The sequence below is a fragment of the Serratia bockelmannii genome (genome assembly GCF_051803255.1).
Lineage (GTDB): Bacteria > Pseudomonadota > Gammaproteobacteria > Enterobacterales > Enterobacteriaceae > Serratia > Serratia bockelmannii.
In genome coordinates this window covers 4591254-4608183 of record NZ_CP196512.1, presented here as the reverse complement: position 1 = coordinate 4608183, position 16930 = coordinate 4591254, and the positions used below count along the sequence as shown (strand labels likewise).

At 61.5% G+C, this 16930-nt stretch carries 12 protein-coding genes and 1 other RNA gene; 7 read left to right on the top strand and 6 right to left on the bottom strand.

Annotated features, from left to right (window positions below; translation table 11 throughout):
* Nucleotides 1–13: 13 nt before the first annotated feature.
* Nucleotides 14–4474, bottom strand: a complete 4461-nt coding sequence (gene gltB, locus ACSJLU_RS21915; RefSeq protein ID WP_380826343.1) for a glutamate synthase large subunit — start codon at nucleotides 4472–4474, stop codon at nucleotides 14–16.
* 691 nt (nucleotides 4475–5165) lie between these two features.
* Between gltB and ACSJLU_RS21910 the strand changes: the two genes are divergently transcribed.
* The 4 genes from ACSJLU_RS21910 (at nucleotide 5166) to mtgA (ending at nucleotide 10155) form a co-directional block, all read left to right on the top strand.
* Nucleotides 5166–6104, top strand: a complete 939-nt coding sequence (locus tag ACSJLU_RS21910; RefSeq protein ID WP_060448033.1) for a TIGR01212 family radical SAM protein — start codon at nucleotides 5166–5168, stop codon at nucleotides 6102–6104.
* Between the two features lie 92 nt (nucleotides 6105–6196).
* A complete protein-coding gene (arcB, locus tag ACSJLU_RS21905; protein ID WP_025304360.1) occupies nucleotides 6197–8536 on the top strand; it encodes an aerobic respiration two-component sensor histidine kinase ArcB in 2340 nt (779 codons plus the stop codon).
* 237 nt (nucleotides 8537–8773) lie between these two features.
* The gene (elbB, locus tag ACSJLU_RS21900) at nucleotides 8774–9427 is read left to right on the top strand and encodes an isoprenoid biosynthesis glyoxalase ElbB (RefSeq protein WP_043141979.1); all 654 of its coding nucleotides are present in this window, start codon (nucleotides 8774–8776) and stop codon (nucleotides 9425–9427) included.
* Nucleotides 9424–10155: a monofunctional biosynthetic peptidoglycan transglycosylase gene (gene mtgA / locus ACSJLU_RS21895; protein ID WP_025304358.1), complete on the top strand. Its 732-nt coding sequence runs from the start codon at nucleotides 9424–9426 to the stop codon at nucleotides 10153–10155. The genes elbB and mtgA overlap by 4 nt, the downstream gene beginning before the upstream one ends.
* A gap of 39 nt (nucleotides 10156–10194) precedes the next feature.
* Here the strand turns inward: mtgA and dolP are convergent, their stop codons facing one another.
* The 4 genes from dolP to ACSJLU_RS21875 are packed head-to-tail and all read right to left on the bottom strand — an operon-like array spanning nucleotide 10195 to nucleotide 13811.
* Complete coding sequence (dolP, locus tag ACSJLU_RS21890; RefSeq protein ID WP_004937101.1) at nucleotides 10195–10770, bottom strand: division/outer membrane stress-associated lipid-binding lipoprotein; 576 nt, start codon at nucleotides 10768–10770, stop codon at nucleotides 10195–10197.
* A gap of 9 nt (nucleotides 10771–10779) precedes the next feature.
* Nucleotides 10780–11370, bottom strand: coding sequence for a DnaA initiator-associating protein DiaA (gene diaA / locus ACSJLU_RS21885; RefSeq protein WP_004937103.1), 591 nt, complete (start codon nucleotides 11368–11370; stop codon nucleotides 10780–10782).
* A 51-nt stretch (nucleotides 11371–11421) separates the two neighbouring features.
* A complete protein-coding gene (locus tag ACSJLU_RS21880) occupies nucleotides 11422–11775 on the bottom strand; it encodes a YraN family protein (RefSeq protein ID WP_015379164.1) in 354 nt (117 codons plus the stop codon).
* A complete protein-coding gene (locus ACSJLU_RS21875) occupies nucleotides 11772–13811 on the bottom strand; it encodes a penicillin-binding protein activator (protein WP_043141990.1) in 2040 nt (679 codons plus the stop codon). Before ACSJLU_RS21875 ends, ACSJLU_RS21880 begins: the two co-directional genes overlap by 4 nt.
* Before the next feature lie 62 nt (nucleotides 13812–13873).
* On the opposite strand from ACSJLU_RS21875, the gene rsmI reads away from it, so the two are divergent.
* A complete protein-coding gene (gene rsmI / locus ACSJLU_RS21870; protein WP_004937108.1) occupies nucleotides 13874–14737 on the top strand; it encodes a 16S rRNA (cytidine(1402)-2'-O)-methyltransferase in 864 nt (287 codons plus the stop codon).
* Between the two features lie 41 nt (nucleotides 14738–14778).
* Nucleotides 14779–15156, top strand: an RNA gene (rnpB, locus tag ACSJLU_RS21865) — RNase P RNA component class A.
* 58 nt (nucleotides 15157–15214) lie between these two features.
* Here the strand turns inward: rnpB and ACSJLU_RS21860 are convergent.
* Complete coding sequence (locus ACSJLU_RS21860; protein WP_025304356.1) at nucleotides 15215–15916, bottom strand: pirin family protein; 702 nt, start codon at nucleotides 15914–15916, stop codon at nucleotides 15215–15217.
* A 107-nt stretch (nucleotides 15917–16023) separates the two neighbouring features.
* Between ACSJLU_RS21860 and ACSJLU_RS21855 the strand changes: the two genes are divergently transcribed.
* A complete protein-coding gene (locus ACSJLU_RS21855) occupies nucleotides 16024–16920 on the top strand; it encodes a LysR family transcriptional regulator (RefSeq protein WP_025304355.1) in 897 nt (298 codons plus the stop codon).
* Nucleotides 16921–16930: the final 10 nt, after the last annotated feature.

Genomic DNA, 16930 nt, shown 5'->3' with positions numbered 1-16930 from the left:
AATGACCTACCTCTTACTGCGCCTGCACCCGCAGCTCGGCTGCGGAGCGGCTACGGTGACCCAACAGCGCTTTGACATCGCTAGACTTCGGTTTGACCAGGGCGAACTTTGGCGCCCACTCCGGCCAGTTGGCCAGGATCTCTTCCGCGCGGGAAGAGCCGGTCGCCTGCACGTGTTCGGTGATCAGGCCGCGCAGGTGCTCCTCATGGATCGCCAGCTGATCGACATCCAGCACTTCCACCAGCTCCGGATTCACGCGCTTGCGGAACTCGCCATCTTCGTCCAACACGTAGGCAAAGCCGCCGGTCATGCCGGCACCGAAGTTGATGCCGGTTTTACCCAGCACACAGACGATGCCGCCGGTCATGTATTCGCAGCCGTTGTCGCCGATGCCTTCCACCACGGTGATGGCGCCGGAGTTGCGCACCGCGAAGCGTTCGCCCGCGCGGCCGGCAGCGAACAGCTTGCCGCCGGTGGCGCCGTACAGGCAGGTGTTGCCGACGATACTGGCTTCATGGCTGCGGAAGGCGGAGCCGATCGGCGGACGCACTGCGATGCTGCCGCCGGCCATGCCTTTGCCGACATAGTCGTTGGCATCGCCGGTCAGGGTCAGCTCGACGCCGCCGGCGTTCCAAACGCCGAAGCTCTGCCCGGCGGTGCCGGAGAAGTGCGCCTTAATAGGATCGGCCGCCATGCCCTGATCGCCGTGCACGTCGGCGATCGCGCCGGACAGCATGGCGCCCACGGAGCGGTCGGTGTTGCGAATGTCGAAGTAGAAGGTTTTACCCTGCTTCGCTTCGATGTACGGCTGCGCCTGCACCAGCAGCTCTTTGTTCAGCAGGCCCTTGTCGAACGCCGGGTTGCTGCTTTCGGTGCAGTACACCGCTTTGCCCGGATGCGGCGTGGCGGTTTTCAGCAGCGGCGACAGATCCAGCTTGTTCTGCTTGGCGGAGATGCCGTCCAGCTCGGTCAGGAACTCGGTGCGGCCGATCAGATCCACCAGTTGGCTCACGCCCAGTTGGGCCATGATCTCGCGGGTTTCACGCGCGATAAACTGGAAGTAATTCGTCACGCGTTCTGGCAGGCCGTGGTAGTGATCGCGGCGCAGCTTGTCGTCCTGAGTCGCGACGCCGGTCGCGCAGTTGTTGAGGTGGCAGATGCGCAGGTATTTGCAGCCCAGCGCCACCATCGGCCCGGTGCCGAAGCCGAAGCTTTCCGCGCCCAGGATCGCCGCTTTGACGATGTCCACGCCGGTTTTCAGGCCGCCGTCCACCTGCAGGCGGATCTTGTGGCGCAGGCCGTTGGCCACCAGCGCCTGCTGGGTTTCCACCAGGCCCAGTTCCCACGGACAGCCGGCATATTTCACCGAGGACAGCGGGCTGGCACCGGTGCCGCCGTCGTAACCGGCGATGGTGATGAGATCGGCATAGGCTTTCGCCACGCCGGTGGCGATGGTGCCCACGCCCGGCTCGGACACCAGTTTCACCGAGATCACCGCCTTCGGGTTGACCTGCTTCAGGTCGAAGATCAGCTGCGCCAGATCTTCGATCGAGTAGATGTCGTGGTGCGGCGGCGGGGAGATCAGCGTCACGCCCGGCACTGAATAACGCAATCTGGCGATGTACGGAGTGACTTTGTCGCCCGGTAGCTGGCCGCCTTCGCCCGGCTTGGCGCCTTGCGCGACCTTAATTTGGATCACGTCGGCGTTCACCAGGTAGGCCGGCGTCACGCCGAAGCGGCCGGAGGCCACCTGTTTAATGCGCGACACCTTGTTGGTGCGGTAGCGCGCCGGATCTTCGCCGCCTTCGCCAGAGTTGGAGAAGCCGCCGAGACCGTTCATGGCGATCGCCAGCGACTCGTGCGCTTCCGGGCTCAGTGCGCCGATCGACATCGCCGCGGTGTCGAAGCGTTTGAACAGCGACTCCGCCGGTTCGACCTGATCGACCGGGATCGGTTCACCTTTCGGCGTGATGGCCAGCAGATCGCGCAGCATGGCGATCGGCCGCTCGTTCACCAGCTTGGCGTAGGCCTGGTAGTCGCTGTACTCGCCGCTGTGCACCGCTTTTTGCAGCGAGTTCACCACGTCCGGGTTGTAGGCGTGGTATTCGCCGCCGTGTACGAACTTCAGCAGGCCGCCTTGCTCCAGCGGTTTGCGTTTCAGCCAGGCGCGCTTGGAGAGGTTCTGCAGATCCTGCTGGAAGTCGCTGAAGCTGGCACCGCCGATGCGGCTGACCACGCCCTGGAAGCACAGATCCGCCAGATCGCGGTGCAGGCCGACCGCTTCGAACAGCTTGGAGCAGCGGTAAGAGGCGATGGTCGAGATGCCCATCTTGGACATGATCTTGTACAGGCCTTTGTTGATGCCGTTGCGGTAGTTCAGCATCACGTCGCGGTATTTCTTGTCGATCGCCTGGCTGTCCACCAGTTTGGCCAGGGTTTCATAGGCCAGATACGGGTAGATGGCGGTCGCGCCGAAGCCGAGCAGCACGGCGAAGTGGTGCGGATCGCGGGCGCTGGCGGTTTCAACGATCAGGTTGGCGTCGCAGCGCAGGCTTTTCTCCACCAGGCGGGTTTGCACGGCGCCAACGGCCATCGGAGCCGGTACCGGCAGGCGGCCGGGCGCGATGGCGCGGTCGGACAGCACCAACAGCACTGCGCCTTCGCGCACCTTGCGTTCCGCTTCGTCGCACAGGGCGCGAATGGTCTGCTCCAGATCCTGCTGCTGCGGATCGAAGGTCAGATCGAGCGTCTCGGCGCGATAGTATTCGCCTTCCAGCGTGGTGAGCTGTTTGAAATCGGAGTACAGCAGGATCGGCGATTTGAAGCTCAGGCGGTGCGCCTGGCCTTCGGCTTCGCAGAACACGTTCATTTCACGGCCGATGCTGGTGGCCAGCGACATGACGTGCGCTTCGCGCAGCGGATCGATCGGCGGGTTGGTGACCTGCGCGAACTGCTGGCGGAAGTAGTCGTAAACGATGCGCGGCCGGCTGGAGAGCACGGCGAACGGGGTATCGTCGCCCATCGAACCGGTGGCTTCCTGGCCAATCTCGCCCAGCACGCGGATCACCTGATCCAGCTCTTCGCTGCTGTAGCCGAACTGTTTCTGGTAGGTTTCGAGCTGCGCGTCGTCGAGCTCGCGGCTGCCGACCTGATCGTCCGGCAGATCTTCGAACGGCACCAGGCGTTTGACGTTTTTCTCCATCCACTCTTTATACGGGTGGCGGCTTTTCAGATCGTTGTCGGTTTCCGCTGAGTGCAGGATGCGGCCGCTGCGGGTGTCGATTACCATCAGCTCGCCGGGGCCGACGCGGCCTTTTTCCACCACTTCATCCGGCTGGTAATCCCAGATGCCGACTTCGGAGGCGCAGGTGATCAGCTTGTCTTTGGTGATCACGTAGCGCGCCGGGCGCAGGCCGTTGCGATCGAGGTTACAGGCGGCGTAGCGGCCGTCGGACATCACGATGCCGGCCGGGCCGTCCCACGGCTCCATGTGCATCGAGTTGAAGTCGAAGAAGGCGCGCAGATCGCCATCCATGTCCGGGTTGTTTTGCCAGGCCGGCGGCACCAGCAGGCGCATGGCGCGGATGAGATCCATCCCGCCCGCCAGCAGCAGCTCCAGCATGTTGTCCAGCGAACTGGAGTCGGAGCCGGTTTCGTTGACGAACGGCGCGGCGGCCTGCAGATCCGGGATCAGCGGCGTTTGGAATTTGTAGGTACGGGCGCGCGCCCATTGGCGGTTGCCGGTGATGGTATTGATTTCGCCGTTGTGCGCCAGGTAGCGGAACGGCTGCGCCAGCGGCCAGCGCGGCACGGTGTTGGTGGAGAAGCGCTGGTGGAACAGGCAAATGGCCGACTCCAGGCGCAGGTCCGCCAGATCGAGATAGAAGCGCGGCAGATCCGCAGGCATGCACAGGCCTTTATAGATCGTCACCAGGTTGGAGAAGCTGCAGACGTAGAAGCTGTCGTCCTGCACGCGTTTCTCGATGCGGCGACGCGCCACGAACAGGCGGCGCTCCATATCGCGCGGGCGCCAGCCGGCCGGGGCATTAACGAAGATTTGCTCGATGCGCGGCAGGGAGGAGAGGGCGATTTCACCCAGCACGTCCGGGTTAGTCGGCACTTCACGCCAGCCGACGATCGACAGCGTTTCGTTTTGCAGCTCTTCTTCCACGATGCGGCGGCTGAGGCGCGCTTCCTCTTCATTCTGGCTGAGGAACATCATGCCGACGGCGTAGTTCTTGGCCAAACGCCAGCCGCGCTCTTCCGCCACCATGCGGAAGAAGCGATCGGGTTTTTGCAGCAACAGGCCGCAGCCGTCGCCGGTCTTGCCGTCGGCCAGGATCGCGCCGCGGTGCTGCATGCGGGCCAGCGCGTGAATGGCGGTGCGCACCACCTTGTGGCTAGGTTCGCCTTCTATGTGGGCGATCAGGCCGAAACCACAGTTGTCCCTCTCTTGGGATTTATCGTACAACATATCGTGAACCTCCCCAGGCTCTGCGTGACTCTCACAACCTACTGCGAGGGGGCTTCCCAATTTCAGGCAGAAGTCCAATCAGCAAGTTAACCCCGCCAATCTGCTTTTCCGCCCTCCATCAATGGCCTCTCGTGACGGTCTCACAAGTGGTATAGGACTTGTTTTAAGAGGGAGTCTTCAATTACTGCATAAATATGACGAGACGTTTGCCCGTCCAGAAAGCTTCCAGCGGACTTCCAACTTAGCGAGAAAGAATTCGCAGGTCAAATGTGGGCTTAAGATAGATCCTTATCGAATTAATGATGTTTATTTATTTGATAAATAAGTAATTTAATGCATTTTTGCACTGTCGTGGGGCAACACCGATCCCCGCAGAAGTGTGAGCTGTCTCACTATAGTGCAACCCCTTAATCTCTGCACCATGCTAGTGCGGGGGTTAATGCCAGAATTTTATTCTATAAGATATTGCCTGGCTGATGTTTATGACTATTTTTCACCGTGTTGTCATATTGCCGTTAACGGTTGCGTGACGATTAGAATAATTCATCAGAATTATAGTGAATTGATTTGCGTTTATGATGAATAGTTATGCCTGGTGGCGCCTTGCGGGGAAAGCGTTGATCTCTGTCATCGCGGGAAAAGCCGTTTCTTATTAGCATCGCGGCTTTGAACACAGAGAATCACCAAGATTATGCAGTTGCCGCAATTAGTCAATATGTTTGGCGCAGATCTCCAGCGCCGCTATGGCGAAAAGATCCATAAACTCACGCTGCACGGCGGATTCAGCTGCCCTAACCGCGACGGCACGTTGGGGCGCGGCGGCTGTACGTTCTGCAATGTCGCCTCGTTCGCCGATGAAGCGATGCAGCGCCAGAGCATCGACGAACAGCTGGCGCAGCAGGCCGCGCGGGTCGATCGGGCGCGGCGCTATCTGGCCTATTTCCAGGCCTATACCAGCACCTATGCGCAGATCGAACGGCTGGCGTCGATGTATCGGCAGGCGTTGGCGCAGAGCGCCGTGGTCGGCCTGTGCGTCGGCACCCGGCCGGACTGCGTGCCGCCCGCCGCGCTGGATCTGCTGGCGGGATACCGCGAGCAAGGCTATGAAGTGTGGCTGGAGCTGGGGCTGCAGACGGCGCACGATAAAACGCTGAAGCGCATCAATCGCGGCCATGATTTTCGCTGTTATCAGCAGACGGCGCGGCTGGCCCGGCAGCGCGGGCTGAAGGTGTGCTGCCATCTGATCGTCGGGCTGCCGGGAGAAAATCAGCGCGATCATCTGCTCACGCTGCAGCGGGTGGTGGAGACTGGCGTGGATGGCATCAAACTGCATCCGCTGCACGTCGTGACCGGCAGTACCCTGGCCCGCGCGTGGCGCGCCGGGCGCTTGTCCGAACTGGCGTTGGAGGACTACGCCGTCAGCGCCGGGGAGATGATCCGCCACACGCCGGGCGAGGTGGTGTATCACCGTCTTTCCGCCAGCGCCCGTCGGCCGACGCTGCTGGCGCCGCTGTGGTGCGAAAACCGCTGGAGTGGCATGCAGGCGGTCGGTGCTTATCTGCAACAGCGCGGTGGGCAGGGCAGCGCGCTGGATGAAAAGTGGCGCTACCACCCTGGAATGCCGTTCTGAAGTGCAATCTTTGCCACACTTCGGCGTTTGCCGCCTTATCTCACCGCGGTTTTACGGTATGATTCAAAAGATTGTGTCTGATGGGAGCCGCTATGAAGCAAATCCGGGTGTTGGCCCAGTACTACGTTGATTTAATGGTGAAACTGGGGTTGGTGCGCTTCTCGCTGCTGCTGGCCTCGGCGCTGGTGGTGCTGGCGATGGTGGTGCAGATGGCGGTGACCATGCTGCTGCGCGGCGAAGTGGAAAGCATCGACGTGGTGCGTTCGATCTTCTTCGGCCTGTTGATCACCCCGTGGGCGGTCTATTTTCTCTCGGTGGTGGTGGAACAGTTGGAAGAGTCGCGCCAACGGCTGGCGCGGCTGGTGGACAAGCTCGAAGAGATGCGCCACCGCGATCTGGAGCTCAATCAGCAGCTCAAAGACAATATCAGCCAGCTGAATCAGGAGATTGCCGACCGTATCAAGGCGGAAGAAGAGCGCCTGCAGGTGATGGAAAAGCTGACCGAAGAGATGGAACAGCGCGAGCTGGCGCAGATTGAGCTGGGCCAGCAATCGGCGCTGTTGCGTTCCTTCCTCGATGCCTCGCCGGATCTGGTCTACTACCGCAACGAAGACAAAGAGTTCTCCGGCTGCAACCGCGCGATGGAGCTGCTGACCGGCAAAAGCGAGAAGCAGCTGATCGGCCTGACGCCGTTCGACGTCTACGGCCAGGAGATCGCCGAAAAGGTCATTGAGACCGACGAGAAGGTGTTCCGCCACAACGTTTCGCTGACCTACGAACAATGGCTGGTGTATCCCGACGGCCGCAAGGCCTGTTTCGAGCTGCGCAAGGTCCCGTTTTACGACCGGGTGGGCAAACGCCACGGGCTGATGGGCTTCGGCCGCGATATTACCGAGCGTAAGCGCTACCAGGACGCGCTGGAGAACGCCAGCAGGGAGAAGACCACCTTTATCTCCACCATCAGCCACGAGCTGCGTACGCCGCTTAACGGCATCGTCGGCCTGAGCCGCATCCTGCTCGATACCGAGCTGAATGACGAGCAACTGAAATACCTGAAGACCATCCACGTCAGCGCCATCACCCTCGGCAATATCTTCAACGACATTATCGAAATGGATAAGCTCGAGCGGCGCAAGGTGCAGCTCGACAACCAGCCGGTGGACTTCACCGGTTTCCTGGCAGATCTGGAGAACCTCTCCGGCCTGCTGGCGCAGCCGAAAGGGCTGCAGTTCATCATGGATCCGCAGACGCCGCTGCCGCAGCAGATCGTGACCGACGGCACGCGCCTGCGGCAGATCTTGTGGAACCTGATCGGCAACGCGGTGAAATTTACCCAACAGGGGAAAATCGTGGTGCGCGTGCGGCGCGAGGCGCAGGAGAAGTTGGTGTTCGAGGTGGAAGATTCGGGCATGGGCATCCCGCAGGACGAGCAGGACAAGATCTTCGCCATGTATTACCAGGTGAAAGATCAGCGCGGCGGCCGTCCGGCCACCGGCACCGGTATCGGGCTGGCGGTCTCCAAGCGGTTGGCGCAGAGCATGGGGGGTGACATCACCGTGCGCAGCGAACAGGGGCACGGTTCTTGCTTCACTCTGACCATCCAGGCGCCGGCGGTGCAGGAAGCCGTCAGCGAGGTATCGGAGGAAGAGGAGCTGCCGTTGCCGGCGCTGCACATCCTGCTGGTGGAGGATATCGAACTGAACGTGATCGTGGCGCGATCGGTGCTGGAGAAATTGGGCAACAGCGTCGATGTGGCGATGAACGGCCACGATGCGCTGGCGATGTTCGACCCGGACGAGTTCGATCTGGTACTGCTGGACATCCAACTGCCGGACATGACCGGGCTGGATATCGCCCGGGCGCTGCGCGAACGCTATGCCGGGCAGGCGCTGCCGCCGCTGGTGGCTTTGACCGCCAACGTGCTGAAAGACAAAAAAGAGTATCTCGAGGCGGGCATGGACGATGTGCTGAGCAAGCCGTTGTCGGTGCCGGCGCTGACCCAGGTCATCAAACACTATTGGGATCATCAACCTTCTCACACTTCAAAGAAAACGGAGCACAAGGCGATGCAGATTAATGAGTCGTTACTCGATACCGCGATGCTGGAACAGTACATGGATCTGGTTGGCCCGCAGCTGATCCACCAAAGCCTGGAGATGTTCGAACAGATGATGCCGGGCTACCTGGCGGTGCTGGACTCCAACATGACGGCGCGCGATCAGAAAGGCATCACCGAGGAAGGGCACAAGATCAAGGGCGCCGCCGGTTCGGTCGGTCTGCGCCATCTGCAGCAGCTGGCGCAGCAGATTCAAACGCCGACGCTGCCGGCCTGGTGGGATAACGTGCAGGATTGGGTGGATGAGTTGAAACAAGAGTGGCGCAACGATGTGCAGGTACTGCGGGCTTGGGTTGAGAACGCTGAAAAAAAATGACCCCGACCTAAGCCGGGGTGCGCGAATATTGCGCCAACACCAGGGAAATTGTGAACCTGCGTATTGGTTTCAGTGTTCTGGTCGAGCAGGTTGTTGCGAATTCCTAAACATCATACAGCCAACAACATAGCAAATGTAAGCGCTCTTGTTAGAAGATTCATTAAAATGTGTGATGTAGATTAGTGTTTGTCAACTCAGAGCACGAACCAGTTGACAGCAGCGACAGGAGTAAGAGTGATGAAAAAGGTGGGTGTAGTCCTCAGCGGCAGCGGCGTTTATGACGGTACGGAGATCCATGAAGCGGTGCTGACGTTGCTGGCGTTGGACCGTGCCGGCGCCCAGGCGGTGTGCTTTGCGCCTGATAAACCACAATGCCATGTTATTAATCACTTATCGGGTGAGGAGATGGCGGAGTCGCGCAATGTCCTGATTGAATCGGCGCGCATTGCCCGCGGGGCAGTGCAGCCGCTGGCGCTGGCGGAAGCCGCCCAGCTGGATGCGCTGATCGTGCCCGGTGGCTTTGGTGCCGCCAAGAATCTCAGCAATTTCGCCGAAGCCGGCGCGGAATGTTGGGTCGATGAAGATTTGGCGCGTCTGACGCGCGAGATGCATAAGGCCAACAAACCAATTGGCCTGATGTGCATCGCGCCGGCGCTGTTGCCGAAACTGCTGGATCAACAAGCGCGGCTCACCATTGGTAACGATCCGGACCTGGGGGAAGTGATTGACGCCATGGGCGGCGAGCCGGTGATTTGTCCGGTGGACGACATCGTGGTGGACAGCGAGCACAAGATCGTGACTACGCCAGCCTATATGCTGGCGCCGTCGATCGCGCAGGCGGCCCTCGGCATCGATAAGCTGGTGGCGCGGGTGCTGGAACTGTCTGAATGAGAAAATCGCTCGGCGGATGGCGGCGGCTGCGCCCGTGGTATTGGCTGAAGCGCGGTGTCATCGCGATTATCGGCCTGTGGGTGTTGGGCATTGTGCTCTTTGCCTTCCTGCCGGTGCCGTTTTCCGCCGTGATGGTAGAGAGGCAAGTCAGCGCCTGGCTGAGCGGCGACTTCGGCTACGTCGCCCATTCGGACTGGGTGTCGATGGACGATATCTCGCCGCAAATGGCGCTGGCGGTGATGGCGGCGGAGGATCAGAAGTTTCCAGACCATTGGGGCTTCGATGTGGCGGCCATTGAAAAGGCGCTCAGCCACAACGAGAAGCGCCCGACGCGCATCCGCGGCGCGTCCACGCTGTCGCAGCAGACCGCTAAAAACCTGTTTCTGTGGGATGGCCGCAGCTGGCTGCGCAAAGGGCTGGAGGCCGGGCTGACGTCGGGCATCGAGCTGGTGTGGACCAAGCGACGTATTCTGACGGTGTATCTGAACATCGTCGAGTTCGGCGACGGGGTGTTCGGCGTGGAAGAGGCTTCACAGCGCTTTTTCCATAAGCCGGCCAAACGTCTGAGCGCGGCCGAAGCGGCGCTGCTGGCGGCGGTATTGCCGAATCCGCATCGCTTCAGGGCCGATGCGCCGTCCGGCTATGTGGTGCAGCGTCAACAATGGATTATGCGCCAAATGCGGCAACTGGGCGGGGAAGCGTTTTTACGCGAGAACAAGCTGGATTAAACGGGCGGGAGCGGCACGGTGCCGCTCCCGCCAAGCGGTTTATTTCACATAGGTAAAGGCGGTAGTGACGTGCTTCACGCCGCTGACCTGGCTAGCAATCTGCGCCGCTGACTGCCCTTCCTGCTGCGTGACCAGGCCCAGCAAGAACACTTCGCCGTTTTCGGTAGTAACCTTCACGTTGGACGATTTCACCGTATCGCTGGTGAGCAGCTGCGAACGCACCTTGGTGGTGATCCAGGTGTCGGAGGACGCGGTGCTCAGGCTGACCGGCGTGCCCTGACGGATCTCGTTATACACTTCGGTCGTGCCTTCCACGCCCATGGCGATCTGCTTGGCGCGCGCGGTGAGATCGGCGTTAGGCGACTGGCCGGTCAACAGCACCTTGCCCTGATAGGCGGTGGCGACCACCCGGGCATCTTTCTTCAACTGCTGGTCTTTGCTCAGGGCGCTTTCGACCCTGGCTTCCAGCGTGCCGTCATCCACCTGGGTCCCGACGCTGCGCGGGTCGGTGGCGGTTTTGGTCGCGACGGCCGCACTGCCGACGACGACGCCGGCGATACAGCCTTGCAACAGCAGGGCGCTGGACAGCACTGCAAATGTGGCTTTTAGCTTCATCTCAGTTCCTTAATCGTCCTGGTGGGGGAATAACGTATTGTCTATCAGGTCGCACAGGCAGTTTACGGTCAGCATATGCATTTCCTGAATGCGCGAGCTGCGGTGCGACGGGATGCGGATCTCGACATCCTGCTGGCCGAGCAACCCGGCCAGTTCGCCACCGTCGTAGCCGGTGAGCGCGACGATGGTCATATCGCGGGTCACGGCCGCCTCGACCGCTTTCACAATATCACGGCTGTTGCCGCGGGTGGAAATCGCCAGCAGCACGTCACCGGTGTGCCCAAGTGCGCGCACCTGCTTGGCGTACACTTCGTCGTGCAACCGATCGTTGCTGATCGCCGTCAGCACCACGTTGTCGGCGTTGAGGGCGATGGCTGGCAGGCTGGGGCGCTCGGTTTCAAAACGGTTGATCATGCTGGCGGCGAAGTGCTGCGCGTTGGCCGCCGAGGTGCCGTTGCCGCAGCACAGGATTTTGTTGCCGTTGAGTAAGGATTGAACCAGCGTCATCGCAGCGCGGGAAATGGCGTCCGGCAGTGCTTCCGCCGCCGCGATCTGGGTTTGGATGCTTTCGGTAAAACAGACTTTAATTCTATCCAGCACGTTGTATTAATCCACTAAGTCAAAGGGCCGGTCTGCGCCGCAAAACCCCAATTAATCCGCATTGAAGGCGTTGGGTATCCATTCTAACTGGCTACCGGTAATGGCCAAAACATCAAAACGGCAAGATGATGTGTCAAAACTGGCTCCGCGCCCCGCCAGCCAGACGGCGGCGGCGTGCAGCAACCGCTGTTGTTTGCGAAAGGTGACGCTGGCGGCCGCGCCGCCGAAGGCGTCGTTGCGGCGGTAGCGCACTTCGACGAATACCCAGGTAGTGCCGTCGCGCATGATGAGGTCGAGCTCACCGCCGCGCACCGCGACGTTGGCGGCGCAGAAGGTGAGCCCGGCGTGTTCCAGGTGACGGCGGGCCAGTAACTCGTAGCCCGCCCCGGAGGCGCGTGGGTTCAAGAGACCGGAACGACCGTACCCTGACGGTATTGCAGCCAAGGCAGCTTGCGGTTGATCACGCAGTTCGGCGATGCGCTCAGCGTACCGGTGGTGCCGGAAACCTGGAAACCCGGCAGCTGGCGCATTTCAGCAAAGTGGTTGGCCAATGTCCAGGCATCCATCCCCATTGCATACAGGCGCACCAGCGAGTAATCGTTGCGGAAGCGCGCGCTGGCCTGCTGCAGCAGCTGAGGGTTTGAGCCGGCCAGCAGCGGGATATCGCTGAACTGCAGGCCTTCCATTTCCAGACGGAAGTCCGGGCCGGCGCCGGCCTGGTAGCTGCGCGAGCTGGCGTACATCGCCGGTTTGCCGCGCGAGCTGGTGGCCATGTCGATCATCGGTTTGATCAGCGTCAGTTGGGACTGGGTAGCGACGATATACACCGCGTCGACGCTGCCGCCGGTGGCGGCGGGCACGTCGCTCGGCGGCGCAGGAATGGTCAGCCCGGCGATGGTGACGCTCTGCGGCGCCGGGGCGCTCGACATCGGCGTGCCGGTCATGCGGATGCCGCCGCTGTTCACCATCTGGCGCAGCTCGCCGGCAGAGCCGATGTCCTGACGCAGCACGGTTTGCCCGCCTTGCTTCTGCCATTCCTGGTTAAAGGCCTTGGCGACGCGATCGCCGAAGGCGCCGCGCGGCACCAGCAGCAGCGGTTGACGCTTCTGCTGTTCCCAGATGTGGCGGGCGGCGTCGCGCGCTTCATCTTCCGGCGACAGGGCGAAGTAACAGATGTTCAGGTTGTCCTTCGGCGTTTCCGGCTGGTTGAGCGCCAGCACGTTCAGCGTGGTGGTGCTGGCGGACAGCTGATCGACGTTCTCTTTGAGCAGCGGCCCGACCACCAGAGTAGCGCCATCCTGCTGCGCCTGGCTCAGCAAGGCGGCCAGCGGCTGGCTGGTGGTGTCGTACACTTTGACCTGCGCATTAGCGGCCTGCAGCGGCGTTATCGGCGCGCTGGACGGTGCAGCGGGTTGCGCGGCGGTCACGGCCGGCTGGCTCTCTTGCGCCGAAGGGCTGACGGCGCCGTTGGCGTTGATGTCACCCGCTGCGGCCTGATCGGCCGGCGCCGTTTGGGCCGGTGCGCTGGCAGGTTGCGCGGCTTGAGGTTGCGGCGCCGGCATGGAACCGCCGTTTTTCGCCGCTTCGAAGCCTTGCTGGATGGCGTCGGCGAACACTTTCGCCTGGCCGTTCAACGGCAGCAGCAGGGCGATTTTCGAGGTGGAGGCCTGAGTGAAGTTCAGCACCTGGTTCAGGCGAGCCGGCAGCGTTTTGGCTGCCGGGTTCTTCGGATAACGGTTCTGCCAATCTTTGATGCCGGCCTTCAGCAGATCGGGATCCTGCTTGTTGTCCTGATAGACGCGCAGCAGATCCAGCCAGCCTTGCAGCACGTTCTCGTCGGCGTTGATCACCAGGCTGTTCATCTCCTGCGGCGTCAGCTGCAGCAGGGCCTGCCAGGTTTGATCCAGATTGTCCTGGTGCGGTTTGCCGGTCAGCAACGGCTCCTGAGCGATATAGGCGCGGATCAATGGCAGCGACGCTTTGCCTTGATTGGCGGCGATCTGCGCCTGGTAGTAGCGCACCTTCTGATTCGGCGACAGCGCACCGCTGTCCAGGTGGCCCAGCGTGCTGCGGGCGCTGACGTAGCTCTTGTTGGCGATCTGCAGTTCGGCGGTCAGCAACTGGCGCTCAGTCTGCTGTGCGCCGCTGAGGTTTTTCGGCAGCTGATTCAACTGGTCGCCGGCCTGCGGCAGTTTTCCTTCGCGCAGCAAGGCGCGAATAGCAAGTAATTGCCAGTCAGCCTTGTTATCATCGCTGCTTTGCTGCAACTGCTGCAGGTAGTAATCGGAGCTGGCGCTCGCTTCGTCCTGTATATTGGCGGGCGGCGTTTGCGGGGCCCGACTTGGACAGCCTGCCAGGAAAAGGGCGGCCGCGATGACTGCGGTAAGTCGGACAGGCTTGGAACGCCCTGCTTTGGTACGAACGAATGTTGAGGAAAGCATACTGTATCCAGTGATGTTTTTTTCAAGATGCTCAATATTAAATCGGCAACCCGGATGAAACAATGAATCAACACCAACAATCAGTCATTTCTGCATCAACGCTGTATGTGGTGCCCACCCCCATCGGCAATCTGGGCGATATCACTCACCGTGCGTTAGAGGTACTGAAAAGCGTTGATCTGATCGCGGCGGAAGACACGCGCCATACCGGATTGCTGCTGCAACACTTCGCGATCAACGCGCGTCTGTTCGCGCTGCATGACCACAACGAACAGCAAAAGGCCGATCAGCTGCTGGCGAAACTGCAGGAAGGCCAGAGCATCGCGCTGGTGTCCGACGCCGGCACGCCGCTGATCAACGATCCCGGTTATCACCTGGTGCGCCGCTGCCGCGAGGCCGGCATTCGCGTGGTGCCGCTGCCGGGCGCCTGCGCCGCCACCACCGCGCTGTGCGCTGCGGGTGTCGCTTCCGACCGCTTCTGCTACGAAGGCTTCCTGCCGGCGAAAACCAAGGGGCGCAAGGATACGCTGATGGCTCTGGCGGAGGAACCGCGCACGCTGATTTTCTACGAATCCACTCACCGTCTGCTGGAAAGTCTGCAGGACATGGTCACCGTTTGGGGCCCGCAGCGTTATGTCGTGCTGGCGCGCGAGCTGACCAAAACCTGGGAATCTATCCACGGCGCGCCGGTGGGCGAGCTGCTGGCGTGGGTGCAGGAAGATGAAGTGCGCCGCCGCGGTGAGATGGTGCTGATCGTCGAAGGCCACAAAGCGCAGGAGGATGCGTTGCCGCTCGAGGCGCTGCGCACGCTGGCGCTGCTGCAAAAAGAGCTGCCGTTGAAAAAGGCGGCGGCGCTGGCGGCGGAAATCCACGGCGTGAAGAAAAATGCGTTGTATAAGCACGCGCTGGAGCAACAACAGCCGTAAAGCGGTTGACCTGCCGCCGCCGCAACGCTACTATCCGCGCCGGAGTTGACCAGACAGTCGCCGCTTCATTGCCGTCCTCTTCGGGGAGACAGATGGAGGGGAGGAAAGTCCGGGCTCCATAGGGCAGGGTGCCAGGTAACGCCTGGGAGGCGCAAGCCTACGACTAGTGCAACAGAGAGCAAACCGCCGATGGCCCGCGCAAGCGGGATCAGGTAAGGGTGAAAGGGTGCGGTAAGAGCGCACCGCGCGGCTGGCAACAGTTCGTGGCACGGTAAACTCCACCCGGAGCAAGGCCAAATAGGGGTTCACATGGTACGGCCCGTACTGAACCCGGGTAGGCTGCTTGAGCCAGTGAGCGATTGCTGGCCTAGAGGAATGACTGTCCACGACAGAACCCGGCTTACCGGTCAACTCCCTCGACAAAAGAAAACCCCGCGCAACTGGCGTTGCGCGGGGTTTTTCGTTTTCCGGCCGGCCTTACACCGGCAGGTCAATCAACAGCGCGCGCAGCGGCGTCTCGGCGCGGATCGTCAGGCGGTTCTCCTCGCGCACGAAGGCGCCGTCGCCGCAGGTCAGGCGCTGTTCCTCGTGGCGCTCGCCGGTGGCGGCGATGGTACCGTGTATCGACTGCAGATAAGCGCGCGGCCCATTAATCGTCAGCGTGTGTTCTTCGCCCGGCTGCAGATCGAGATGATGGATCCAGACCTGCTGGCGCAGCTGCAGGCTGCCCTGCGCGCCGTCAGGCGAGGCCAGCAGCAGGTTGCCTGCCGCCGGCAGCGTCAGACGCTGCACCCGCTCGTTGTTGCGTTCCGGGCAGGCATCCAGCCACAGCTGCAGGCGGGTCAGCGGCGTATCGCTGCTGACGTTCTGTTCGCTGTAGCTCAGGCCTGGCTGGGTGGCCAGCAGCAGCGCTTCGCCGGCTTTGGCGCGCGCGGCGTTGCCGTCGCTGTCGCGGTATTCCGCCTCGCCCTGCAGGATCAGGTTCAGGATATCCACGCTGGGATAGGTGCGCGGCTGGAACGACGCGCCCGGCGCCAGCACCTCCTGATTCAGCACCCGCAGCGACGCGTAGCCCATCAGTTTGGGATCGAAGTAGTGACCAAAGGAAAAGGTGTAGCGAGCCTGCAGCCAACCAAAGTCAGCTTGCCCGCATTGTTGTGCTGTTCTGCATGTAATCATGGCAATCGGCTCTCTAAATTCATTATCCAAATGGTAAGCATCTGGACGTCGGATTGTTAGCCAGTTAATCTGGTCGGCATATTCAAATTTCCTGACAGAGGGATGCGATGGCCAGAGATCGGGCGCTCACGCTTGAGGCACTAAGGGTGATGGATGCAATCGACCGGCGCGGCAGTTTCGCCGCGGCCGCCGACGAATTGGGCCGGGTGCCGTCGGCACTCAGCTACACCATGCAAAAATTGGAAGAAGAATTGGACGTGGTGCTGTTCGACCGTTCGGGCCACCGCACCAAGTTCACCAACGTGGGGCGCATGTTGCTGGAACGCGGGCGGGTGCTGCTGGAAGCGGCCGACAAGCTGACCACCGACGCCGAGGCGCTGGCGCGCGGTTGGGAAACTCACCTGACCATCGTCAGCGAAGCGCTGTCGCCGCCGAGCCTGCTGTTCCCGCTGGTGGACAAGCTGGCGCTGAAGGCCAACACCCAGGTGTCGATTTTCACCGAGGTGCTGGCGGGCGCCTGGGAGCGGCTGGAGCAGGGGCGCGCCGACATCGTGATCGCGCCGGACATGCATTTTCGCGCGTCGTCCGAGATCAACACCCGCAAACTGTATAAGGTGATGAGCGTTTATGTCGCCGCGCCGGATCATCCTATCCACCTGGAGCCGGAGCCGCTTTCCGAAGTGACCCGCGTGAAGTACCGCGGCATCGCGGTGGCGGATACCGCTCGCGAGCGCCCGGTGTTGACCGTACAGCTGCTGGATAAGCAGCAGCGTCTGACGGTGAGCACCATTGAAGACAAGCGTCTGGCGCTGCTGGCCGGGTTGGGGGTGGCGACCATGCCGTATCCGATGGTGGAGAAAGATATCGAGGCCGGGCGGCTGCGCGTGGTGGGGCCGGAATACAGCCGCGAAGCCGATATCATCATGGCCTGGCGGCGCGACAGCATGGGGGAGGCGAAAGCCTGGTTCCTGCGCGAAATTCCGCGCCTGTTCGCGCAGCGTTAAGTCGGTTGGA